Source organism: Rhizobium sp. BT03, from assembly GCF_030053155.1.
Classification (GTDB): domain Bacteria; phylum Pseudomonadota; class Alphaproteobacteria; order Rhizobiales; family Rhizobiaceae; genus Rhizobium.
In genome coordinates, this window is sequence record NZ_CP125640.1 from 690,132 (window position 1) to 712,239 (window position 22,108).

27 protein-coding genes and 1 pseudogene are annotated in these 22,108 nt (G+C 61.6%); 13 read left to right on the forward strand and 15 right to left on the reverse strand.

The window, feature by feature from the left end; genetic code table 11:
• Positions 1-95: 95 nt before the first annotated feature.
• Positions 96-509, reverse strand: a complete 414-nt coding sequence (locus tag QMO80_RS03365) for a hypothetical protein (RefSeq protein WP_116405796.1) — start codon at positions 507-509, stop codon at positions 96-98.
• A 146-nt stretch (positions 510-655) separates the two neighbouring features.
• On the opposite strand from QMO80_RS03365, the gene phaC reads away from it, so the two are divergent.
• Together phaC and QMO80_RS03375 are read left to right on the forward strand one after the other, a co-directional pair.
• Complete coding sequence (phaC, locus tag QMO80_RS03370; RefSeq protein ID WP_283200100.1) at positions 656-2,506, forward strand: class I poly(R)-hydroxyalkanoic acid synthase; 1,851 nt, start codon at positions 656-658, stop codon at positions 2,504-2,506.
• A 207-nt stretch (positions 2,507-2,713) separates the two neighbouring features.
• Positions 2,714-4,048: a DUF2778 domain-containing protein gene (locus QMO80_RS03375; protein WP_283198889.1), complete on the forward strand. Its 1,335-nt coding sequence runs from the start codon at positions 2,714-2,716 to the stop codon at positions 4,046-4,048.
• Between the two features lie 40 nt (positions 4,049-4,088).
• Here QMO80_RS03375 and QMO80_RS03380 read toward each other — a convergent pair whose 3' ends face one another.
• Entirely contained in the window at positions 4,089-5,246 is a 1,158-nt protein-coding gene (locus QMO80_RS03380) for a pyridoxal phosphate-dependent aminotransferase (RefSeq protein WP_283198890.1), read from the reverse strand.
• A 210-nt stretch (positions 5,247-5,456) separates the two neighbouring features.
• Between QMO80_RS03380 and QMO80_RS03385 the strand changes: the two genes are divergently transcribed.
• The 6 genes from QMO80_RS03385 (at position 5,457) to QMO80_RS03410 (ending at position 10,296) form a co-directional block, all read left to right on the forward strand.
• Positions 5,457-6,215: a DsbA family protein gene (locus QMO80_RS03385; RefSeq protein ID WP_283198891.1), complete on the forward strand. Its 759-nt coding sequence runs from the start codon at positions 5,457-5,459 to the stop codon at positions 6,213-6,215.
• Between the two features lie 160 nt (positions 6,216-6,375).
• A complete protein-coding gene (gene aroQ, locus QMO80_RS03390; protein WP_003578965.1) occupies positions 6,376-6,813 on the forward strand; it encodes a type II 3-dehydroquinate dehydratase in 438 nt (145 codons plus the stop codon).
• A 20-nt stretch (positions 6,814-6,833) separates the two neighbouring features.
• Positions 6,834-7,307, forward strand: coding sequence for an acetyl-CoA carboxylase biotin carboxyl carrier protein (accB, locus tag QMO80_RS03395; RefSeq protein WP_184696515.1), 474 nt, complete (start codon positions 6,834-6,836; stop codon positions 7,305-7,307).
• Between the two features lie 4 nt (positions 7,308-7,311).
• A complete protein-coding gene (gene accC, locus QMO80_RS03400) occupies positions 7,312-8,667 on the forward strand; it encodes an acetyl-CoA carboxylase biotin carboxylase subunit (protein WP_283198892.1) in 1,356 nt (451 codons plus the stop codon).
• Between the two features lie 7 nt (positions 8,668-8,674).
• A complete protein-coding gene (gene aat, locus QMO80_RS03405) occupies positions 8,675-9,289 on the forward strand; it encodes a leucyl/phenylalanyl-tRNA--protein transferase (protein WP_283198893.1) in 615 nt (204 codons plus the stop codon).
• Positions 9,290-9,366: 77 nt separating this feature from the next.
• Entirely contained in the window at positions 9,367-10,296 is a 930-nt protein-coding gene (locus QMO80_RS03410; protein ID WP_283200101.1) for a DUF2167 domain-containing protein, read from the forward strand.
• Positions 10,297-10,360: 64 nt separating this feature from the next.
• On the opposite strand, the gene QMO80_RS03415 is transcribed toward QMO80_RS03410, so the two are convergent.
• From QMO80_RS03415 to gatB, 5 genes and pseudogenes are all read right to left on the reverse strand, one after another.
• Positions 10,361-10,801: a DUF2155 domain-containing protein gene (locus QMO80_RS03415; protein ID WP_283198894.1), complete on the reverse strand. Its 441-nt coding sequence runs from the start codon at positions 10,799-10,801 to the stop codon at positions 10,361-10,363.
• Between the two features lie 114 nt (positions 10,802-10,915).
• Positions 10,916-11,314, reverse strand: a complete 399-nt coding sequence (locus tag QMO80_RS03420) for an NADH:ubiquinone oxidoreductase subunit NDUFA12 (RefSeq protein WP_003586900.1) — start codon at positions 11,312-11,314, stop codon at positions 10,916-10,918.
• 103 nt (positions 11,315-11,417) lie between these two features.
• Positions 11,418-11,603, reverse strand: a pseudogene (locus tag QMO80_RS03425) (GNAT family N-acetyltransferase); the annotation flags it as partial.
• Between the two features lie 23 nt (positions 11,604-11,626).
• Complete coding sequence (locus QMO80_RS03430; RefSeq protein ID WP_283198895.1) at positions 11,627-12,130, reverse strand: GNAT family N-acetyltransferase; 504 nt, start codon at positions 12,128-12,130, stop codon at positions 11,627-11,629.
• Positions 12,131-12,133: 3 nt separating this feature from the next.
• Positions 12,134-13,636 carry an Asp-tRNA(Asn)/Glu-tRNA(Gln) amidotransferase subunit GatB gene (gene gatB / locus QMO80_RS03435; RefSeq protein ID WP_283198896.1) on the reverse strand — a complete coding sequence of 501 codons (1,503 nt, stop codon included), beginning with the start codon at positions 13,634-13,636 and terminating at the stop codon, positions 12,134-12,136.
• Positions 13,637-13,784: 148 nt separating this feature from the next.
• Between gatB and QMO80_RS03440 the strand changes: the two genes are divergently transcribed.
• Positions 13,785-14,096: a DUF1294 domain-containing protein gene (locus QMO80_RS03440; RefSeq protein ID WP_283198897.1), complete on the forward strand. Its 312-nt coding sequence runs from the start codon at positions 13,785-13,787 to the stop codon at positions 14,094-14,096.
• A gap of 4 nt (positions 14,097-14,100) precedes the next feature.
• Here the strand turns inward: QMO80_RS03440 and QMO80_RS03445 are convergent, their stop codons facing one another.
• Positions 14,101-14,610, reverse strand: a complete 510-nt coding sequence (locus QMO80_RS03445; RefSeq protein WP_283198898.1) for a GNAT family N-acetyltransferase — start codon at positions 14,608-14,610, stop codon at positions 14,101-14,103.
• A 296-nt stretch (positions 14,611-14,906) separates the two neighbouring features.
• Between QMO80_RS03445 and QMO80_RS03450 the strand changes: the two genes are divergently transcribed.
• Positions 14,907-15,164 carry a YjhX family toxin gene (locus QMO80_RS03450; protein ID WP_003586907.1) on the forward strand — a complete coding sequence of 86 codons (258 nt, stop codon included), beginning with the start codon at positions 14,907-14,909 and terminating at the stop codon, positions 15,162-15,164.
• A gap of 49 nt (positions 15,165-15,213) precedes the next feature.
• Here the strand turns inward: QMO80_RS03450 and QMO80_RS03455 are convergent, their stop codons facing one another.
• From QMO80_RS03455 to QMO80_RS03470, 4 genes are all read right to left on the reverse strand, one after another.
• Positions 15,214-15,489 (reverse strand): hypothetical protein, encoded by a 276-nt coding sequence (locus QMO80_RS03455; RefSeq protein WP_283198899.1) that lies wholly within the window; start codon positions 15,487-15,489, stop codon positions 15,214-15,216.
• A gap of 105 nt (positions 15,490-15,594) precedes the next feature.
• Positions 15,595-17,076 (reverse strand): Asp-tRNA(Asn)/Glu-tRNA(Gln) amidotransferase subunit GatA, encoded by a 1,482-nt coding sequence (gene gatA, locus QMO80_RS03460; protein WP_283198900.1) that lies wholly within the window; start codon positions 17,074-17,076, stop codon positions 15,595-15,597.
• 57 nt (positions 17,077-17,133) lie between these two features.
• Positions 17,134-17,421: an Asp-tRNA(Asn)/Glu-tRNA(Gln) amidotransferase subunit GatC gene (gene gatC / locus QMO80_RS03465; protein ID WP_003578934.1), complete on the reverse strand. Its 288-nt coding sequence runs from the start codon at positions 17,419-17,421 to the stop codon at positions 17,134-17,136.
• A 69-nt stretch (positions 17,422-17,490) separates the two neighbouring features.
• Complete coding sequence (locus QMO80_RS03470; RefSeq protein ID WP_283198901.1) at positions 17,491-18,195, reverse strand: metal-dependent hydrolase; 705 nt, start codon at positions 18,193-18,195, stop codon at positions 17,491-17,493.
• Positions 18,196-18,421: 226 nt separating this feature from the next.
• On the opposite strand from QMO80_RS03470, the gene ruvX reads away from it, so the two are divergent.
• Entirely contained in the window at positions 18,422-18,913 is a 492-nt protein-coding gene (gene ruvX, locus QMO80_RS03475) for a Holliday junction resolvase RuvX (RefSeq protein WP_097625316.1), read from the forward strand.
• On the opposite strand, the gene QMO80_RS03480 is transcribed toward ruvX, so the two are convergent.
• The 3 genes from QMO80_RS03480 to QMO80_RS03490 all read right to left on the reverse strand — a co-directional run bounded on the left by QMO80_RS03480 (position 18,853) and on the right by QMO80_RS03490 (position 20,143).
• On the reverse strand, positions 18,853-19,182 hold the full coding sequence (locus QMO80_RS03480) for a DUF6105 family protein (RefSeq protein ID WP_283198902.1): 330 nt from the start codon (positions 19,180-19,182) through the stop codon (positions 18,853-18,855). The genes ruvX and QMO80_RS03480 overlap by 61 nt on opposite strands.
• On the reverse strand, positions 19,179-19,379 hold the full coding sequence (locus tag QMO80_RS03485) for a hypothetical protein (protein ID WP_283200261.1): 201 nt from the start codon (positions 19,377-19,379) through the stop codon (positions 19,179-19,181). Before QMO80_RS03485 ends, QMO80_RS03480 begins: the two co-directional genes overlap by 4 nt.
• 104 nt (positions 19,380-19,483) lie before the next feature.
• On the reverse strand, positions 19,484-20,143 hold the full coding sequence (locus QMO80_RS03490) for a TetR/AcrR family transcriptional regulator (RefSeq protein ID WP_283198903.1): 660 nt from the start codon (positions 20,141-20,143) through the stop codon (positions 19,484-19,486).
• Positions 20,144-20,391: 248 nt separating this feature from the next.
• Here QMO80_RS03490 and map point away from each other — a divergent pair, with 248 nt between their 5' ends.
• Entirely contained in the window at positions 20,392-21,228 is an 837-nt protein-coding gene (gene map, locus QMO80_RS03495) for a type I methionyl aminopeptidase (RefSeq protein ID WP_097625313.1), read from the forward strand.
• Between the two features lie 7 nt (positions 21,229-21,235).
• On the forward strand, positions 21,236-22,063 hold the full coding sequence (gene radC / locus QMO80_RS03500) for a DNA repair protein RadC (protein ID WP_283198904.1): 828 nt from the start codon (positions 21,236-21,238) through the stop codon (positions 22,061-22,063).
• Positions 22,064-22,108 lie beyond the last annotated feature (45 nt).

The window sequence follows — 22,108 nt, forward strand, 5'->3', positions numbered from 1 at the left end:
TTGACGGAAAAGCCGCGTAAAGCGCATTATCGGGAAAATCTTGTCTTCCGATCCATCCGGAAGGCTTTGCGTGCAAATTGCCTGAAAGGCAAGGTCTATTTGGAGATTTCGGAGAGCGTATCAGCGCCGTGCTCGGCGGCCAGCCGGCGCATCTCGGCGGCCTTGGCCTGATATTCGGCTTCCGAGATCGTGCCGGCCTTGCGCCGTGCGGCAAGAGCGGTCAGCTGATGCTGCAGTTCGGCTGCCTGCTCGTCGCTCATCTGGACGTTGGCGGCCGTCAGCGGCGCGCCGAAATTCGGGTAACCGTCCGGCGATTTCGCCAGGCCGCCTTCGACCGCATCGCCCTTGGTGGCCGGCATGACGACGGCGGTCGGCGCCGCTCGCTTGGCGGCGGCGGCGGCTTTTTCTTCCGCCGTCAGATTGCATCCGGCCAGGGTCATCGCCGCCGCCGCGCAAATCAATGCGGTGCGGTTGAAGGTTGCGATGCGCCGAATGCCGTTCTTCGTCATGCCTCAAAATCCAGTTCTGACTGCGTCGACTGTTAAATTTGTCGCAGCGACAAAGCAATAGCATGAGCCGGCGCGGGTGGAACTTGTTTTCTCGTTCAATCACGATGTACAACGATTGGATAAAAAGAGTGCTGCCGCCGGAGGAAATGGTGACCGACAGCAAGCAGGAGAATGGCGGCCAGAAGAATGGCGGCAAGGCCGGTTTCGACGCGACCGATCTCGATCCCTATCTGTTGAAGGATCCCGAGGCGATGGCGATGAATTTCGCCCGGGCGCTCGAAAATCTCGGCCAAGCGGCCTCGGCCTGGCTTGCGCCGCGCGAACGCGGCGAGATCAGCGAAACCGTCGTCGATCCGATGACCGACATGGTCAAGACGCTCTCCAAGGTCACCGAATACTGGATTGCCGATCCCCGCCGCACCTTCGAGGCGCAGACGCAGCTGATGTCCTCCTTCTTCGGCATCTGGATGCGCTCGATGCAGCGCATGCAGGGCGAGCCCTCGCTTCCGGAACCGGACACCCGCAAGGACAAACGCTTCTCCGACGAAGACTGGCAGAAGAACCCGTTCTTCGATTTTCTCCGCCAGGTCTATTTCGTCACCACCGACTGGGCGGAGAAGCTGGTGTCGGAGACCGACGGCCTCGACGAGCACACCAAGCACAAGGCCGGTTTCTACGTGAAGCAGATCACGGCAGCTCTTTCGCCGAGCAATTTCGTCGCCACCAATCCGCAGCTCTACCGCGAGACGATCGCAACCAGCGGCGAAAACCTGGTGCGGGGGATGAAGATGCTCGCCGAGGATATCGCTGCCGGACACGGCGATCTTCGCCTGCGCCAGACCGACATGACGAAATTCGCCGTCGGCCGCGATATGGCGCTGACGCCGGGCAAGGTGATCGCCCAGAACGACATCTGCCAGATCATTCAGTACGAGGCCTCGACCGAAACGGTGCTGAAGCGGCCGCTGCTGATCTGCCCGCCCTGGATCAACAAGTTCTATATTCTCGACCTCAATCCGCAAAAATCCTTCATCAAATGGTGCGTCGACCAGGGGCAGACGGTCTTCGTCATTTCCTGGGTCAACCCGGATGCGCGCCACGCCGAGAAGGACTGGGCGGCTTATGCCCGCGAGGGCATCGATTTCGCGCTCGAGACGATCGAGAAGGCGACCGGCGAGAAGGAGGTCAACGCCGTCGGCTACTGCGTCGGCGGCACGCTTTTGGCGGCAACACTGGCGTTGCACGCCAAGGAGAAGAACAAGCGCATCAAAACCGCGACGCTCTTCACCACCCAGGTCGATTTCACCCATGCCGGCGACCTCAAGGTCTTCGTCGACGAGGAGCAGCTTGCAGCGCTCGAAGAGCATATGCAGGCGGCCGGCTATCTCGACGGCTCGAAGATGTCGATGGCCTTCAACATGCTGCGCGCCTCCGAGCTGATCTGGCCCTATTTCGTCAACAGCTACCTCAAGGGCCAGGAGCCCCTGCCCTTCGACCTGTTGTTCTGGAACGCCGATTCGACCCGCATGGCGGCGGCAAATCATGCCTTCTACCTGCGCAACTGCTATCTCCGGAACGCGCTAACAAAGAATGAGATGATCCTCGACGGCAAGCCGGTGTCGCTGAAGGACGTGAAGATCCCGATCTACAATCTCGCCACCCGCGAAGATCATATCGCGCCCGCCAAATCCGTCTTCGTCGGCAGCCAGTTTTTCGGCGGCAAGGTGGAATTCGTTGTCACCGGCTCGGGACATATCGCCGGCGTCGTCAATCCGCCCGACAAGAAGAAGTACCAATTCTGGACGGGCGGCCCCGCCAAGGGCGAGTACGAGACCTGGATCGAGCAGGCGACGGAGACGCCGGGATCGTGGTGGCCGCATTGGCGGGCCTGGATCGAGACCCATGACGGCAGGCGTGTGCCCGCGCGCAAACCGGGCGGCGATGCGCTGAACGCGATCGAGGAAGCGCCGGGAAGTTACGTGATGGAACGCGTCTGAGACGCCTCCCTGCATCTCTTTCTGAAACATCGTGAGAAAGAGCAATCCCGCGTAAACAAATTAGAAACCATAATTCGTCATCCTTGCGAAACAGTCGGATGTCGCGAGTGGTCTAAATTCGGCCCATTTGCGCCATTACCGGCCCCGGCGAAGTGTAGTCAGTCAGTGCCGCCGGCCTGCGTAGCGAGTTTGAAAGACGAGTGTAGTATGGCGTTTGCGGTCGGGACGTTCGATGACGTCGCCCCTCTTGGCGGATCTGCTTTTCGTTTGCGCAGATCTCGTGGCTTTCTTTACGGCGTCGTCGGCGCCGGATTTCTGACCTCCACATGGCTGATCGTGACTTTGGCGACGATGCATTCGGTGGCTGTGCCGGCTTCTCCGCCTGAAAGTTTCACCCAGGTCGCATTGGCGCCGAAGCCCAAGCCGGCGACGCACGAGCGACTGATCCATGTCGGCAAAGCCGATCGGCTGGCGGCCTTCGACGCCAAGCCGGTCGTCGCCCTGACGGCTGAGCTCGTCCAATCGCATGCGCAGAAGACCAATGCTGCCGCAGCTGGTTTGGCGGCGCTTACAAAACACAATCGGCTTGTCCCTGCCGAGCAGCCTGTGATTGCCGCGATTTCCGACAGCGCCAAATTCCACAAGGATGATGCGGTCGCGCCACCGCCGGTCGAGGTGGCCTCGGCAGAGACGGCAGAGGACGACGGCGACCGGATCATCGTTCCATCGAAGGAGGCCGTCGCCGCCGCCGAAGTTCCGGCCTTGCTGGCGCTTGCCGATGCGGGATCCCGGCAGATCTCGCCGCCGCCGGTCGAACCATCAGCATCTCCCGTCAGAACGGCGGCAGTTCAAGCCTCGCAACCCGCACCGGTCGTCGTTGCGGCTGCGGATGGCGGACAGCCTTTCGATCTCGTGCTGACGCCGGAGGAAGATTCGGTGCCGCTGCCGATGGCGCGTCCGGACGGCCTTATCGGCAAACCGGCGCCGGCCGCCAAGGGTTCGCGGCGCGGCGGCGAGCCCGCCCTTGCCTATGCCCAGCCGAACTCGCCGATCGAAGACGATCAGGACGATGCGGTGCCGCGCTACGACAAGCCGGTCTTCTCGCCGAAGCTGCGCGCCGGTGTGGCCATCTACGACATCGAAAACAGCACGGTCTATCTGCCGAACGGCGAGAGGCTGGAAGCTCATTCCGGTCTCGGCAAGATGCGCGACAACCCGCGTTACGCAAACAAGAAGATGCGCGGGCCGACGCCGCCGCACACCTACGCGCTGACCATGCGCGAAAGCCTCTTCCACGGTGTCGAGGCGTTGCGGCTGACACCGCTCGAGGGCTCGGATGCCATCTATGACCGTGTCGGCCTGCTTGCCCACACCTACATGCTCGGCAAGAACGGCGATTCCAATGGCTGCGTCTCCTTCAAGGACTACAAGCGCTTCCTCGCCGCCTACAAGCGCGGCGACATCAGGCAACTCGTCGTCGTGCCGCGGCTCAACAACAAGCCGTCCTCAACACTCGCCTCGCTGTTTTCGTCGCGCAGCTGAGCAAAACGAGAGCGGGCAGCCGCTCGCGCTCGTAGAAGCGCTACTTCAACCAGACTGCGATTCGCTCCACCGCTTCGGCGATCTCAGCTTCAGAGCCCGCATAGGACAGACGCAGGGTGCGATGTCCCTCGAGTGGGTCGAAGTCGAGACCGGGTGTTGCGGCGACGTCGATTTCGGCGAGCATGCGCTTGGCAAAACCCATGCTGTCATTGGTGAAGCGGGTGACGTCGAGATAGGCATAGAAGGCGCCGTCCATCGGCGAGGCGATCGACAGGCCGATCTGCGGCAGGCGCTTCATCAGCAAGTTGCGATTGGCGGCATAACTCGCCTTGTAGCGATCGAGTTCGGCGCCGGCGCCGAGCGCGGCCGTCGCTGCGATCTGGGAGAGTTCGGGCGGGGAGATATAGAGGCTCTGCGCCACCCGCTCGATCGGCCGCACCAGGCGTTCCGGCAGCACCATCCAGCCTATCCGCCAGCCGGTCATGCAATAATATTTGGAGAAAGAGTCGATGACGATCGCCTCGTCGGTCAGCTCCAGCGCGCTCGCCTCCTCGCCGGCGAAGGTCAGCCCATGATAGATTTCGTCGGAGATGAAGGCGATGGAATGGGCTGCGCAGTAATCCGCAAGCGCCTTCAGCCCATCGCGGCCGGTCACCGTGCCGGTCGGGTTGGCGGGGCTTGCCAGCAGCACGCCCTTCAGTCTCACGCCGCTCTCCTTCTGTACCGCCTCGAGACTCTCGGGCGTCAGGGTGAAGTGGGTGTCGGCGGTTACCGGCACTTCGACAACCTTCAGGCCGAGCGCACCGAGGATATTGCGATAGGCGGGATAACCGGGCCTTGCGATCGCCACCGCATCTCCGGCATCGAAGAGCGACAGGAAGGCGAGATTGAAGCCGGCCGAGGAGCCGGTGGTGACGGCGATCCGCATGGGATCGATCTCCAGGCCGTGGCGCTCCCGGTAGTGCCCGGCAAGCGCGGATTTCAGCCGCGCCGTCCCCAGCGCATCGGTGTAGCCGATCCGGCCTTCGGCAAGGGCTGCGCGCGCTGCTTCGAGGGCGGCCTGCGGGGCCGGATGCGAGGGCTGACCGACCGCCATCGAAATCACCGGATGGCCGGCTGCGCGCCGTTTCGTCGCCTCCGCCAGCACGTCCATGGCATGAAAAGGCTCGACTTCGCTGCGTTTCGATATGGAAAACAAGATCGCTTCTCGCTCGGCTTCTGCAATGATGGCCTGACAATTGCCGCAATAATCGGCTCATCACAATCCCGCGAGGGCTGCGCGGGGGTGAAAATTCCTGTTTGAGCAGAACCCGACGCGCCGTACCTTGACGCGACGCATTCAAGTCCATTAACCCGGCGACGGTCATCTCGCCCAGGAGACGACCCCATCGCCCTCGACGAGGATATCATGGCCTTTCTTCCGAAAACCTTCACCGCACTGGCGCTTGCCGCATCGATCGCCCTTCCGTTTCCGGCAGCAGCGCTCGACGACCAGCAGAAGAAGGAGTTCGGCGAATTCATCAAGCAATACCTGATCGAAAATCCCGAGATCATGCTCGAGGTCCAGGATGCGCTGCAGAAGAAGCAGGAAGCCCAGCGGCTGGTGAAGGCCAACATGGCGATCGAAGAGAACACCGCCGACATCTTCGATTCGAAAAACGACGTGACGCTCGGCAATCCCAAGGGCGACGTCACCGTCGTCGAATTCTTCGACTATAATTGCAGCTACTGCCGCCACGCGCTTCCCGACATGCAGGCAATGCTGAAGAAGGACAAGAATGTCCGCTTCGTGCTCAAGGAATTTCCGATCCTCGGGCCGGATTCGGTCGCCGCCCACAAGGTGGCCGACGCCTTCCGCAAGCTGGCGCCGGAGAAATATGCCGATTTCCACGTCGCCCTTCTCGGCACTGAAGGCCGCGCTTCCGACGAAACGGCGATCGCGGTTGCCGCCTCGCTCGGCGTCAGCGAGGACAAGATCCGCGCCGAAATGGCCAAGAGCCCGAATGACGGCATCGTGCAGGCGACCTACCAGCTCGCCTCCAGTCTCGGCATCAGCGGCACGCCGTCCTATGTGATCGGCAACGAATTGGTGCCGGGCGCCGTCGGGCTCGACGACCTCGAAGCCAAGGTCAAAAATATGCGCAGCTGCGGCAAGACCGCCTGCTGAGCAGGTCAGCCGCCACACGGCTGCCCATCAAATCGCCAAAATCGAAGCGTTTCAACCATGTGGACAAATGTGGCGCGATTCCTGCTGCCAATCCGTAAGGGCTTTCATTCAGCCTTCGCGGAGTCTATAGGTTGCCGTCGTGCATTTTACGGAACATTCGATGACGCAAACGATTTTTGTCCTGAACGGCCCCAACCTGAACATGCTGGGTAAACGAGAGCCCGGCATTTATGGCGGCAAGACGCTGAAGGACATCGAGGCGGACTGCAAGGCCGCCGGCCGCGAACTCGGCTTCGATATCGATTTCCGCCAGAGCAATCACGAAGGCACGCTTGTGGACTGGTTCCATGAGGCCGACGAAAAGGCCGCCGGCGTTGCCATCAATGCAGGCGCCTATACGCATACATCGGTCGCGCTGCATGATGCGATCCGCGCTATATCAATTCCCGTCATCGAGCTCCACATATCCAACGTCCATGCACGGGAAGAATTCCGCCACAAGTCGATGATCGCGCCGGCATGCAAGGGCGTGATCTGCGGCTTCGGGCCTCACAGCTACATCCTGGCGCTCCAGGCGCTGAAGAACATCACGGCATAAGAAGAAGACAGGGCAACACCATGGTTGAAAAGAAATCGGGTATCGATCAGGCACTGATCCGCGATCTCGCCAATATCCTCAACGAGACAGATCTGACCGAGATTGAAGTCGAGCAGGACGACCTGCGCATCCGCGTCTCGCGCGCCGGCACCCAGCAATATGTCCAGGCGCCGATCGCAGCACCTGCCTATGCCGCGCCCGCAGCCGCCGCTCCGGCAGCAGCAGGCGCCGCGCCGGCCGCAGCTCCCGCCCGCAACCCCGCCAACACGGTCAGCGCGCCGATGGTCGGCACCGTCTATATGGCGCCGGCGCCGGGCGCGCGCCCGTTCATCGAAGTCGGCGCGACCGTCAAGGAAGGCCAGACGCTGATCATCATCGAAGCGATGAAGACGATGAACCAGATCCCCTCGCCGAAGTCGGGCAAGGTGACAGAGATTCTCGTCGATGACGGACATCCCGTCGAATACGGCCAAGCCCTCGTCGTCATCGAATAGGCCGATGCCCATGATTTCGAAAATCCTCATCGCCAATCGCGGAGAAATCGCCCTTCGCGTGCTTCGCGCCTGCAAGGAACTCGGCATCGCCTGCGTCGTGGTACATTCCACCGCCGACGCCGATGCCATGCATGTGCGGCTTGCCGACGAAAGCGTCTGCATCGGCCCGCCCTCCTCACGCGAGAGCTACCTCAATATCCACCAAATCGTCGCCGCCTGCGAGATCACCGGCGCCGACGCAGTGCATCCGGGCTACGGCTTTCTCTCCGAGAACGCCAAGTTCGCCGATATTCTCGAAGCCCACGGTATCACCTTCATCGGGCCGACGGCTGACCATATCCGCATCATGGGCGACAAGATCACCGCCAAGACGACGGCGCTGGAGCTCGGCATTCCCGTCGTTCCGGGCTCGGACGGCGAAGTGAAGACCGAAGAGGATGCGCTGAAGACAGCCGCCGAAATCGGCTATCCCGTGCTGATCAAGGCAACGGCCGGCGGCGGCGGACGCGGCATGAAAGTCGCCAAGAGCGAGGCCGACCTGATCGAGGCCTGGTCGACGGCGCGCACGGAAGCGGCAGCCGCCTTCGGCAACGATGCCGTCTACATGGAAAAATATCTCGGCAAGCCGCGCCACATCGAAATCCAGGTGTTCGGCGACGGCGAAGGCAATGCCATCCATCTCGGCGAGCGCGACTGCTCGCTGCAGCGCCGCCACCAGAAGGTCTGGGAAGAGGCGAATTCGCCGGCCCTCAACGTCGAGCAGCGCATGAAGATCGGCCAGGTCTGCGCCGACGCCATGAAGAAGCTGAAATATCGCGGCGCCGGCACGATCGAATTCCTCTACGAGAACGGCGAGTTCTATTTCATCGAAATGAACACCCGCCTGCAGGTGGAGCATCCGATCACCGAAGCGATCACCGGCATCGACCTCGTGCACGAGCAGATCCGCGTCGCTTCCGGCGGCGGTCTCTCGGTGACGCAGGACGAGGTGCATTTTTCCGGTCATGCCATCGAATGCCGCATCAATGCCGAGCATCCGCGCACCTTCGTGCCCTCGCCCGGCACGATCACGCATTTCCATGCGCCTGGCGGTCTTGGCGTTCGCATCGATTCCGGCGCCTATCAGGGCTACAAGATCCCGCCCTATTACGACAGCCTGATCGGCAAGCTGATCGTCCACGGCCGTACCCGCGTCGAATGCATGATGCGGCTGCGCCGGGCACTCGACGAATTCGTCGTCGACGGCATCAATACGACGCTGCCGCTGTTCCAGGATCTCGTCTCCAACCAGGATATCGCCAACGGCGATTACGACATCCACTGGCTGGAACACTACCTCGCCAACGCACCGGCGACATAGGGCAGGAATGGCAGGATCGCGCAGGAAGTCACCAGGCATTACCCCTGAAATTCTCCTGCGCGCCTATTCCATCGGCCTCTTCCCGATGGCCGAATCCGCCGACGACCCGGAGATTTTCTGGGTCGAGCCGGAACTGCGCGGCGTGCTGCCGCTCGACCATTTCCACGTGTCGAAGAGCCTTGCCAAGACGGTGCGCAGGAAACCCTTCGAGATCCGTTTCGATCACGCTTTCGATCAGGTGATCGCGGCCTGTGCGCAGGAGACATCCGGGCGCCCGAGCACCTGGATCAACAGGACGATCCGATCGCTTTATGCGACGCTGTTCGATATGGGGCATGCCCATACCGTCGAAGCCTGGGACGGCGGCGAACTGGTCGGCGGTCTCTACGGCGTCTCGCTCGGCTCGGCCTTCTTCGGCGAAAGCATGTTTTCGCGCCGGACGGATGCCTCGAAGATCTGCCTCGTGCACCTGGTCGAGCGACTGCGGGAAAGAGGCTTCACCCTGCTCGACACACAGTTCACCACCGAACACCTGAAGACGTTCGGCGCGATCGACGTCGCGAAGGCCGATTATGGCGTGCTGCTTGAAGCCGCGATGGAATCGCCACACCTGAAGTTTTAAGCGCGATCGTTTCACCCTTGCGTTGATTTTCCAGCCGTTTTGAATAGGTTTCGGAAAATGCAATGGGGGATAGAATTTTGAGACGATATTTTGCGGCGGCGATCCTTTTCGCCTTGTTCACAGGCCAGGCCGGCGCGCGACCTTACCAGGAGATGTTCCCGGACAGGAGCGATTTTTCCGACGCGGAAAAGCCGTTACTGGAGAAGCTCGATTTTCAGCAGGGGGCGATCAAGCTGCCTGAGGCAAAGGCGACGCTGAACGTGCCCCAAGGCTTCTATTACCTCAATTCCGCCGACACGAAGACGGTGCTCGTCGACATCTGGGGAAATCCCCCGCAGGCGGCGGAGGGAACGATGGGGATGATCTTCCCGGCCAAATACGCGCCGACCGATATCGAGGCCTGGGGTTCCGTCGTGCAATACAGCGCCGACGGCTATGTCTCCGACGCCGATGCCGCGACGACCAATTACGACGAACTGCTTCAGAGCATCAAAGATTCCATCCGGGAAAACAACGTCGAGCGCGAGAAGCAGGGTTTTCAAAAGATCACGCTTATCGGGTGGGCCTCGACGCCGCATTACGACAAATCCGCGCATGCGATGCACTGGGCGCGCGATCTATTGTTCGGCGATGACATGCGAGCGCCGCACACCCTGAACTATTCCGTGCGGACCCTCGGCCGCCAGGGCGTATTTGAGTTCGACTTCGTTGCCGGCCTGAATCAGTTGAAGGAGATCGAGGCGGTCATTCCGACCGTCACGACGCTCGTCCAGTTCGACACGGGAATGGCCTATACCGACTATGTCGAAGGCGACAAGATCGCGGCCTACGGCATGGCAGGAATGATCGCCGCAGGCGCCGGCGCCAAGATTGCCGCGAAAGTTGGATTGCTGGCCATTGCCCTCGTCTTCTTCAAAAAGGCCGGCATCCTTGTCGTCGTCGTGGCCGGCGCTGCGCTCCGCTTCGCCAAGGGCCTTTTCAACAGGAACAAGACGCCGACGGCATAAGGCGCGCGCCGCGCCGTTGGCGACACGCGTTAACGCATGCGAATCTGAAAGATCGCGTAGCGCTTTAGCGCGCTGTCGCCTTGGTGCTGTCGGGAGCCGGGACGTCGGAGATCGTCTTGCAGTCCTTCAGCCAGACGTCGTAGATCGGGTGCTCGACGGCGTTGAGACCGGGGCTGGCGGCGAACATCCAGCCGGTGAAGATGCGGCGGATCTTGCGGTCGAGGGTAATCTCGTCGACTTCGACGAAACCGTCGATCTTCTGCGCTTCGGCCTGGTCGCGCGAATAGCAGGCCTTCGGCGTCACCTGCAGCGCGCCGAACTGCACCGTCTCGTTGACATAGACGTCGAATGTAGTGATGCGGCCGGTGATCTTATCGAGGCCGGAGAAGACGGCAACCGGATTTTCGATGCGTGCGGCATTGGCCGCAACCGGCGGAAGCAGGGCCGAGAGCGCCAGCAGCGACCCGGCGGCACGCAGCGCCATGTTCCGCGTGAAGAGCTTCATGTGTACCCGTCTCCAGACATTCTTCGTTCACGGCCGCGGTCAAGCGCGGCCAACCTGCGGGTAAAGGTCAATTGTGGCCAAAAGCCGGGTTTTGGATTTCCCGGTCGAGCCGTCTCAGTTGCCCGGCGTCCAGGCGTCGTAATCGCCGGTGACGCGCGGACGCTCGCCCGGAACGGCGATGGAGCCCGGCGGACGGTAGGCCTGCGGAGAACCGGTGAAATTGGGGCGATGCGCCTTCTGCCATTCCTTGGCGACGTAGTTTTCCTTGGACGGCGGAACATCGGTGCGGTGATGCATCCAGCCATGCCAGCCCGGCGGAATGGCGGAGGCATCGGCATAGCCCTTGTAGATCACCCAGCGCTTCGGCAGACCGTAGGAAGACATGCCGCCTTCATAATAGACGTTGCCGAATTCATCCTCGCCGACGCGCTTGCCGAAACGCCAGGTCGCAAAACGCGTGCCCATCGTCTGACTGTTCCACCAGGTGAAGGTCTGAACCAGAAGATTCCACATGTCTTTTCCTTGTGCCCGCCAGATGCGGGCCAAACCAGAATTCGTTTCCTCGCTTATGCCGTCGCCAAGCCGAATTGTCCAGCGATTCCACGAGAGCCACGGGTCATTTCAAGGCCATCTTGAAGCCCAGATGGGAGGGCTCGAAGCCCAGCCTTTCATAGAAACGATGAGCATCCTTGCGGATTGCATTCGAGGTTAACGCTGCCCGCTTGATCCCGCGGCCTTTTGCCTCGGCAATGGCGAACTCGATCATTCCGGCGCCGATCCCCTGCCCGGCGATTGACGATCTCGGACAAGGCGGGCGCCATTGATTTAATGCCCTTCGAGCGGTTTTTCGAAGATCAGCGCCGGAATGCCGGATTGTCCGGGCGCGCTATACTCATTGCGGCCGACCTCGGTGAAGCCATGCGCGTGATAGAAGGCGATCGCGGCTGCGTTCTGCGGCTCGACTTCGAGACGCATGATTTCCGCATCCGGAAAACAGGTTTCGAGCTCGGCGAAGAGATCGCGGCCGATGCCCTGGCGCTGCAGCGCCGGAGCGATATAGAGAAGATGCAGCATGACCGTCTTCGTCAGTTCCTGCGACATCGCCGCATAGCCCATACCGCCGATAGTGCGGCCGTCGTCGGCAACGAGGAATTCGGCATCCTTGCGGGCCAGGCGCGCCTTCAGCGCCGCCGGCGAAAAGAGCTGCGCGGTCAGTTCGTCGACCTTTGCTCTGCCGTGGAGGCCGTCATAGGTGGCGTGAAAGCTCTCCACCAGCAGGGAGCGGACCTTCTCCAGGTCGCGCTCGCCGGCAGTGCGGACGAAATACACCGCTTATTCCTCGATGCCGAGCTTCGCCTTGACGAGCGCCTGGACGGCCTGCGGATTGGCCTTGCCGCCGGTCGCCTTCATCACCTGGCCGACGAACCATGCGGCCAAGGTCGGCTTCGCCTTGACCTTTTCCACCTGATCGGGATTGGCGGCGATGATCTCGTCCACGGCCTCCTCGATGGCGCCGGTATCGGTCACCTGCTTCATGCCGCGCGCTTCGACGATCGCGGCGGGATCGCCGCCTTCCGTCAGCACGATCTCGAAGAGATCCTTGGCAATCTTGCCGGAGATGGTTCCAGCCTTGATGAGATCGATGATGGCGCCGAGCTGGGCCGGTGAAACCGGCGTCTGCTCGATATCCTTGCCGGTGCGGTTCAGCGCGCCGAGCAGGTCGTTGATCACCCAGTTCGCCGCCGTCTTGCCGTCGCGGCCCGCAGCCACGGCCTCGAAATAATCGGCGATCGCCTTTTCGGAGACGAGCACCGAGGCGTCGTAGATCGACAGGCAGAGTTCGCGCACGAAGCGATCCTTCTTGTCGTCAGGCAACTCAGGCAGATCGGCTGCGAGCGCGTTCACGAAGGCATCGTCGAATTCGAGCGGCAGCAGGTCCGGATCGGGGAAGTAACGATAGTCGTGCGCGTCTTCCTTGGAGCGCATAGAGCGCGTCTCGCCCTTGTTCGGGTCGAAGAGGCGCGTCTCCTGCTCGATCGTCCCGCCATCTTCCAGAATGCCGATCTGGCGGCGGGCTTCGTATTCGATCGCCTGACCGATGAAGCGAATGGAGTTGACGTTCTTGATCTCGCAGCGTGTGCCGAAAGCCTCGCCCGGGCGGCGAACCGAGACGTTGACGTCGGCGCGCATCGAGCCCTCGTCCATGTTGCCGTCGCAGGTGCCGAGGTAACGCACGATCGAACGCAGCTTGGTCATATAGGCCTTGGCCTCATCGGACGAGCGCATGTCGGGCTTGGAGACGATCTCCATCAGCGCCACGCCGGAACGGTTGAGGTCGACATAGGACATGGTCGCATGCTGGTCGTGCAGCGACTTGCCGGCATCCTGCTCCAGGTGCAGGCGCTCGATGCCGATCTCGATATCCTCGAACTGGCCCTGACGGTCCGGCCCGAGCGAAATGACGATCTTGCCCTCGCCGACGATCGGATCCTTGAACTGCGAGATCTGATAGCCCTGCGGCAGGTCGGGGTAGAAATAGTTCTTGCGGTCGAAGAGCGAGCGCTTGTTGATCTGAGCCTTCAGGCCGAGACCGGTGCGCACGGCCTGCCTGACGCATTCCTCGTTGATGACGGGCAGCATGCCGGGCATGGCGGCATCGACCAGCGAGACGTTCGAATTCTGCGGCTTGCCGAATTCCGTCGAGGCGCCGGAGAAGAGCTTCGAATTGGACAGCACCTGGGCATGGACTTCCATGCCGACGATGACTTCCCAGTCGCCGGTGGCGCCGGGGATGAAGCGTTTCGGATCAGGCGTGCGGACGTCGACAAGGGTCATCTGATACTCTTTGCAGGCTGTTCTTTTCCATTGGTGAGGTAAAGGAAATGGCGTGCCGGTGCAAGGCTTTCGCCATGGCGTGCGGCGCGGTTTGACGGCCGGCGGCGACATTTGCCTCGGGTTAACCGCAGCACGATAGAGTTGCCGCATGACGATCGTCGATATCACCAAATGGGCCGCACCACTTCTGGCGCTGAACCTCCTCGTCTTCTCGATCTATTTCCTCGACAAGCAGGCTGCGCGCGATGGCAGGTGGCGGATCAGCGAGCGCACGCTTCTGACGCTTGCGCTGCTCGGCGGCAGCATCGGCGCGGTGGCGGCACAGCAATTGCTGCGGCACAAGACGAAAAAGGAGCCGTTCCGGTCGATCCTGGCGGCGATCCTGATCCTGCACGGCGCAGTGGCCGCGGTGCTGATCTTCGCGCCGGAATGGCGCGTTTTCCTTCTCCAGGATTTTTGAAACGTCAGAATTCCTGTCCGTATCCACCCTCACCGTCCGAAACCAGCGATTTCGTCAGCCCGACCGAGGGCACGTCGCGGTCGAGCTTCGGATTATAGGCGACCGAGAGCCAGTGGATGCTGTAGCCGTGCTTGCGGAAGAAGCCGATCGCCTCGTTGTTGCCGGAATGGGTTTGCATCGCCGCCTTTTCGAAGCCCTGCTCGGCGATCTCTTTTTCGACGCGCTCGAGAAGGGCAGAGCCCAGTCCCTGGCGGGTGAAGGCGGGATCGATCCAGAAATCCGAGATGGTTTCGTCCAATCCCTCGCGCGCCGCCCAGCCTGCAACCTGGCCGTTCTGCTCGACGATAGTGATGGTCAGCCAGTCGTTTTCCACGAAGTTGCGAAAGGCGTTGCGGGCTGCATCGATCATCGCGTCCGATTCGCCGATCGACGCCATCGCCTTTTGCCAGGCTCTCAGCCCGATCTCGCTCAGCAGCTCCGCTTCACCGTCGCGGGCATTGCGAATGTGGATCAACGACACCTCCGCGTTACCCTGCAACTAGACCATTGAGTCGCGGAATTTACCAGTGCCCCTCAGCGGGACGATGGCTGGAAACTGTGGTTTTCGACCGGTTTGATCGGCAGGCACGGTCTTGACCGTCTTTTGCGCGCGAAATAAAAACCCTTCTATGTTGAGCCTGTCACAGACCCGGTAAAGGCCCTGCCCGCAAGTCCGCTTGCGCGCATGGGCCCGAAAAGCGAAGCCCTGACGTTCGAAAGAGCGCCAGATCGTTTTTGTGCGCGCCTCTGGGCGCGATACCGGATCTCAACATGGACATTTCCCGTACGGAGCAGCGCATCCTGCATCTCATGGCCCAAGGCGGCCGCATTGAAATTTCCCGCGACGACGACAGGAAGATCGAGGCGGTCAGTTGCTTCACCCGCGACGGCTGGCTCTATCCCGGCGTCGACCTCGATCTCTTTCGCAGGCTGAAGCGGCTGAGAGCGATCAAGTCCTCCAGCGGCCAGCCTTACCGGATCACCGAAAGAGGGCTGAAGCTGGTCAGGTCGCAGCTGAACAACAGGTAGCAGTCGACCATCCTGGCCGCGTCTCACACCGGCGCGGTCAGGTTTAGCCTCAGGCCTTTGCGGAAAGTTCCATCCGCATCGCCGACCATTCCTCGGCCGTCGTACCCGTGCCGCGTCTCTTGCCGGCACGGCGATACCAGTAATCGGCATTCCAGTCGTCGCCTTCTATGCGATGGCAGAGGGCGTGGCCCCAGTCGAACGGCTGTTCGCCTTCGTGGCGCTGGCAGATATCGTGAACCGCCTGCCACTCCGCACCCATGACAAAGCCGCCGATGGCAAGGCGATCGGTTGCCTCAATCAGGCGCTTGAGATCATTGCTTGCCATAATGCCTCCTCCCCGGTTTCGGCCATCGATCAGCCAAGCGCTTCTTAAGATGCACCTTGTTGCGTTCGACGCCCATGTTCAGGAAGAGCCAAATCGTGGGACCCGTTACCACCACCTGGCCGGCGTAAACTTGCCGGCGGCCTGCTCGATGACGTGAGCAGTCTTGAAGAGGGTTTCCTCGTCGAAGGGCTTGCCGATCAGCTGCAGGCCGAGCGGCAGGCCCTTCTGGTCGAGACCGGCGGGCACGGCGATACCAGGCAGGCCGGCCATGTTGACCGTGACGGTGAAGATGTCGTTCAGATACATCTTCACCGGGTCGGCAGCGAGGTTCTCATCGGCGACGCCGAAGGCGGACGACGGGGTTGCCGGCGTCAGGATGGCATCGACGCCGGCGTCGAAGGCGAGTTCGAAATCGCGCTTGATCAGCGTGCGGACCTTCTGGGCGCGGATATAATAGGCGTCGTAATAACCGGCCGACAGCACATAGGTGCCGATCATGATGCGGCGCTTGACTTCCTGGCCGAAGCCGGCAGCGCGCGTCTTCTCGTACATGTCGACGATATCCTTGCCGTCGACGCGCAGGCCGTAGCGCACGCCGTCGTAACGCGCCAGGTTGGAGGATGCCTCGGCCGGAGCGACGATGTAATAGGCCGGAAGCGCGTATTTGGTGTGCGGCAGCGAGATGTCGACGATTTCGGCGCCGGCATCCTTCAGCCAGGCGATGCCCTGACGCCAGAGGGTCTCGATCTCCTCAGGCATGCCGTCGACCCGGTATTCGCTTGGAATGCCGATCTTCATGCCCTTCAGCGACTGACCAAGGGCTGCCTCATAATCCGGAACGGGCAGATCGACCGAGGTCGTGTCCTTGGCATCGACGCTTGCCATCGACTTCAAGAGGATGGCGGCATCGCGCACGTCGCGGGCGATCGGGCCTGCCTGGTCGAGCGAGGAGGCGAAGGCGACGGTGCCCCAGCGCGAGCAGCGGCCATAGGTCGGCTTGATGCCGACGGTGCCGGTGAAGGCGGCCGGCTGGCGGATCGAGCCGCCGGTATCGGTTGCGGTGGCGCCGGCGCAAAGATGCGCGGCGACGGCCGCGGCCGAACCGCCGGAGGAGCCGCCGGGAACGAGCTGCTGGTTGGAACCTGCCGCACGCCAGGGATTGATCACCGCGCCATAATGCGAGGTCTCGTTGGAGGAGCCCATGGCGAATTCGTCCATGTTCAGCTTGCCGAGCATGACCGCGCCGTCATCCCAGAGGTTCTGCGTGACGGTCGATTCATAACGCGGCTCGAAACCATCGAGAATATGGCTGCAGGCCTGGGTGTGGACGCCGACTGTGGCAAAGAGATCCTTGATGCCGAGCGGAATGCCTTCGAGTTCGCCGGCCTTGCCGGCAGCGATCCGCTCGTCTGAGTTTTTCGCCATCAGGCGGGCGAGATCCGGCGTCACCTTGATATAGGCATTCAGATGACCATTGGCCGCATCGATCGCCGAGATATAGGCCTCGGTCAGTTCGAGTGCGGAAATTTCCTTGGCGCGCAGCTTGCGGCGGGCTTCGGCAATGGTCAGGCTGGTGAGTTCGCTCATGATGTTTTCGCTTCAGATCTGAAAATGGCAACAGGGGTCGGAAAGAGGCTTGAAGCCCTATTCGACGACTTTCGGCACCAGGAAGAAATTGTGATCGGTGACGGGCGCATTGGCAACGATATCGGCGGCCTTGCTGCCGTCGGTCACCTCATCCGTCCGCTTCTTCATCGCCATCGGGGTGACGGATGTCATCGCTTCGACGCCATCGACATTGACTTCGGAGAGCTGCTCGACGAAGCCCAGGATACCGTTCAGCTCGCCGACCATGCGATTTGCCTCGTCCTCGGAGACGGCAATACGGGCAAGATGGGCAACGCGCTTCACGGTGGCAAGGTCGACGGACATGGCATTCTCCGGATGGGATTTTTCCTACCCGCTATAAAGGCCATGTCCGCCCGGTGCAACGGGATTTCGTCAGATCGACAGGCTCTCGGCGGGCTTCAGCGCCCTCACATCCGTCTTCGATCCCTCCATGCCGGCAACGAATTTATCGGCCGTCTGGTCGATGATCGGGAAGGTGCCGTAATGGCAGGGAATCGCGGTCTTGAAGTTGAAATAGCGCCGGCAGGCAAGAGCCGCCACGGCGCCGCCCATGGTGAAGCGGTCGCCGATCGGCACGAGGCCGATATCGGGCTGGTGCAACTCATTGATCAGCGCCATGTCGGCGAAGATATCGGTATCACCCATGGCGAGGATCGAGGCTTCATCCTCGAAATGCAGCATCAGGCCGTTGGCATTGCCGAGCGCATGCGAGACGCCGTCTTCGGTGATCTGGGCAGACGAGTGCAGCGCATTCGTGAAGGTCGCCGAGAAACCGCCGAGCGCGATCGTGCCGCCGGTATTGCCCATCTCGAGCCTGTCGAGACCCTTGGAGTCGAGCCAGGCGGCAAGATCGGCATTGGCGAGAACGACGGCGCCGGTTTCCTTGGCAAGCGCCACTGTATCGCCGACATGGTCGCCATGCCCATGCGTCAGCAGGATATGAGTAACGCCTGCAGAGACATCCTTGATATCCTGGCCGGAGAAGGAAGCGTTATGGCTGAGGAACGGATCGAGCAGGATCGTCGCCTTTCCGATCTCGATGCGGAAGGCGGAATGGCCAAGCCAGGTGATCTTCATCAAATCTCTCCTTTATTACGTGATGCAAAAGCCCGTTCGGGAAGGTCCAGATGATTTCAGGCCGGATCTGCCTAAAATCTGAATCCGCTTCTCAATCAAACAATTGAGCATGATGTCATGAGAAAACCGCTCACACTTTTCGGCATCATGCTCTATGGACATATCTCATGCGGCCGCAAAGAAAAGCGGTGGGGACTTCAATTTCTTTTGACGGGATGAAATGGCGATGACGGTGCTGACGATCGAGGAAATGGCCGAGACGCTTGCCCCACGGCAGGCCATTGCCGGCCTCGATCTCGGCACCAAGACGATCGGGCTTTCGATGTCCGATCTCGGGCGGCGTTTCGCCACGCCCCGCCCGGTGATCCGGCGCGTCAAGTTCACCATCGATGCGCAGGCGCTCATGGATTTTGCACAATCGGAAAAGGTCGCGGGTTTCGTCATCGGTCTGCCGATGAACATGGACGGATCGGCAGGTCCGCGGGTGCAGGCGACGCGCGCCTTCGTGCGCAACATGGAGCAGAAGACGGCGCTGCCCTTTGTCTACTGGGACGAGCGGTTATCGACGGTGGCGGCTGAACGGACGCTGCTCGAAATGGACGTCTCGCGCGCCAAACGGGCCGAACGGATCGATTCGGCCGCCGCGAGCTTCATCCTTCAAGGCGCGCTCGACAGGCTTTCCTTGCTGGCGAGATCCGATGGAGACGAATTCAGCTGACGCGCCTTCCACCAGGCGACGATCGACCTGCGTTTCCGGAAGCCCATGATGGCGAAGACGACGAGACTGTCGACGGCGATCGTGCGGGCAACGAGCGGCGGGATACTCTCCGGCGGAATGCCGAGCGCCTCGCCATACAGCTGGAACGTCAGGTCATGCACCTGCCGCGACAGCATGAAGATGCCGAAGTTCATGTCGTAATAAGAGAGCCAATACCATCCACCCAGAAAGACGATGGGGCCGGCCCAGAAGATCAGAAACCACTTCATGCGGCCTCACCTCCATGCTTGCGCGCGACGGGCAGATCGAGGGAAACCAACCAGGTCGACAATGCCATGATGCACAGCACCAGCGTCGGAATTGCGATATCCAGCGCCAGGACTGCGAAGAACATCATCGCCGTCAAAAGAAAGGCGGCTTTGGCGATCCTGGTTCCCATGGATGTCAACTCGGGGGCTCTACTCATTCCATCTCTGCTCTCCTCCACACTGTCGGGTTAACCGAGGCCAGGCAACGTAAACCATTCGTTAAGGTTAACGCCGCGGCCGCCCCCTGTGGATAAGGCAGGTATCAGCCGTAGACGCCGCGCACGATGCGCTTCAGCGCCGTCGCCGCCTTCTCCCAGTCCCTAGGCGTCTTCAGCGACAGACCGGCGCATTGTTCGCCGCTTGCGGCGGCAAGCACGAGGTGCTGGATCGCCGCGATGATAACGGCGTTGACGGCCGCCGAATCCACGCCCTTCGGGGGCGTCAGCGAGCCGCGCATGCGCTCCAGCCAGAGAGCCAGAGCCTTCGAACGCGCTTGGGAAAGCCGCCTCACCTGCTCGGTATTCTCAGATATCTCCCAGGCGAGGATGCGGCGCATCAGCGGATCATTCCTCAAGGCGTCCAGGAGGAGAAGCGCCAGCCGCTCCATCAGGTCGCCATAGGTGAGCAGGAACATGCCGCCGGCATCTTCCGGGATGCGATCCCTCACCCATGTGCCGAGATCGGCGCCGATCGCCTCGACCAGACCGTCAAGACCGCCGTAATAACGATAGATCAGCTGCTTGTCGCAACCGGCGCGGCGGGCGACCGCATTGATACCGAAATTCTGGAAGCCCTCCTCGGCCAGCAGGCCCTTGGCGGCAACCAGGATGGCGCGCTCGGTGGCGCCGCGATCACGCACACGCCGCTCCGGCTCGCCGCCGGCCTCAGGCAAATTTTCAAGTTTCACCGCTTCGTCAAGCACGAACGACCCTTCCCCGCTGTCACCAATCGGTGAGTAGCGGGGAGGTTTCACGCAATCAATCCTATCCTCTTGAGAAGATTGTGGATATTCCATCCTGTCCGAGGATTTGACGGTGAGCCGATGCGGGAGGCTGCCCGCTATGCGATTAGGATCTGCTGAGAAATCTCGTCCCGACGGTTGATCGCGATGGACGAACCCGGCATAGCTACATTATGAACAATTCTAATATTCTCCGCTAAGGCCCTGCAATGGTGAACTATATCGAAGCCTCTTCCGCGCCCTCGAAGAATACGGGCGCCATCCGGCTTTACGACGCGCAAGCATTCGAAGGCATGCGCAGGGCATGCCAGCTGACGGCGCGCTGCCTCGATGCGCTGGCCGACATCGTCAAGCCGGGGCTGGTGACCGATGACATCGACCGGTTCGTCTTCGATTTCGGCATGGATCACGGCGCCCACCCGGCAACGCTAAATTATCGCGGCTACACCAAATCGACCTGCACCTCGATCAACCACGTTGTCTGCCACGGCATTCCGAACGACAAGCCGCTGCGTGAGGGCGATATCGTCAATATCGACGTCACCTTCGTGCTCGACGGCTGGCACGGCGATTCCAGCCGGATGTATCCGGTGGGAACGATCAAGCGCGCCGCCGAGCGACTGCTCGAGGTCACCTATGAATCGCTGATGCGCGGCATTTCCGCCGTCAGGCCCGGCGCCCGCACCGGCGCAATCGGCGAGGCGATCCAGACCTATGCCGAGGCCGAGCGTTGTTCGGTGGTGCGCGATTTCTGCGGCCACGGCGTCGGCCGGCTGTTCCACGATTCCCCGAATATCCTGCATTACGGCCGTGCCAATGAAGGGCCGGAACTGCGCGAAGGCATGATCTTCACCATCGAGCCGATGATCAATCTCGGCCGGCCGCATGTGAAGGTGCTGGCCGACGGCTGGACGGCGGTTACCCGCGACCGGTCGCTTTCGGCGCAGTACGAACACACCATCGGCGTCACCTCCGACGGCTGCGAAATCTTTACCCTGTCGCCTGGCGGGCTCGACCGCCCGGGCCTGCCATCGTTTGCCGGGTGACGATCCGATGGCGAAGAGGCCGGTTGCGACATCTTCCGACGACGAGCTGCCTTTTGAGATCGAAGAGCCTGTTGCCGCCGACGAACGCTCGTTCTTCGGCGGACAGCCGCAAAAACCGGCCGCGCCGAACGCCAAGGCCGCCCTGCCCGCTTCGCTCGCCGCTCAGGAGCATTATCACGGCCATCGCGAGCGGCTGCGTGACCGCTTCCGCGAACAGGGCGACACCGCCCTTGCCGACTACGAAATCCTCGAACTCCTGCTTTTCCGCCTGATCCCGCGGCGCGACACCAAGCCGATCGCCAAGGCGCTGATCGAACGGTTCGGCTCGCTCTCCGGCGTCTTCGGCGCGCCTGCGGCACTGCTGACGGAGGTGAAGGGTGTCGGCGAAGCCGTGGCGCTCGACCTGAAGCTGATCTCGACCGTGGCGCAGCGGACCCTGAAGAGCGAGCTCAGGAACAAGCAGGTGCTCTCCTCCTGGTCGTCGGTGATCCAGTATTGCCATGCCGCCATGGCCCACGAGACCCGCGAACAATTTCGCATCCTCTTCCTCGACAAGCGCAACGTGCTGATCGCCGATGAGGTGCAGGGCCGCGGCACGGTCGACCACACGCCGGTCTATCCGCGCGAGGTGGTCAAACGCGCGCTCGAGCTTTCGGCAACGGCGATGATCCTCGTCCACAACCACCCCTCCGGCGATCCGACGCCCTCGCGCGCCGACATCGACATGACCAAGGTGATCATCGACGCGGCCAAGGCGCTCGACATTACCGTCCACGACCACGTCATCATCGGCAAGGACGGCCATGTCAGCCTGAAGGGGCTGAAGCTGATCTGAAAGCACAGGGCCGGCGGAAGCGGCAGTCGAATCGACGGATTGGAT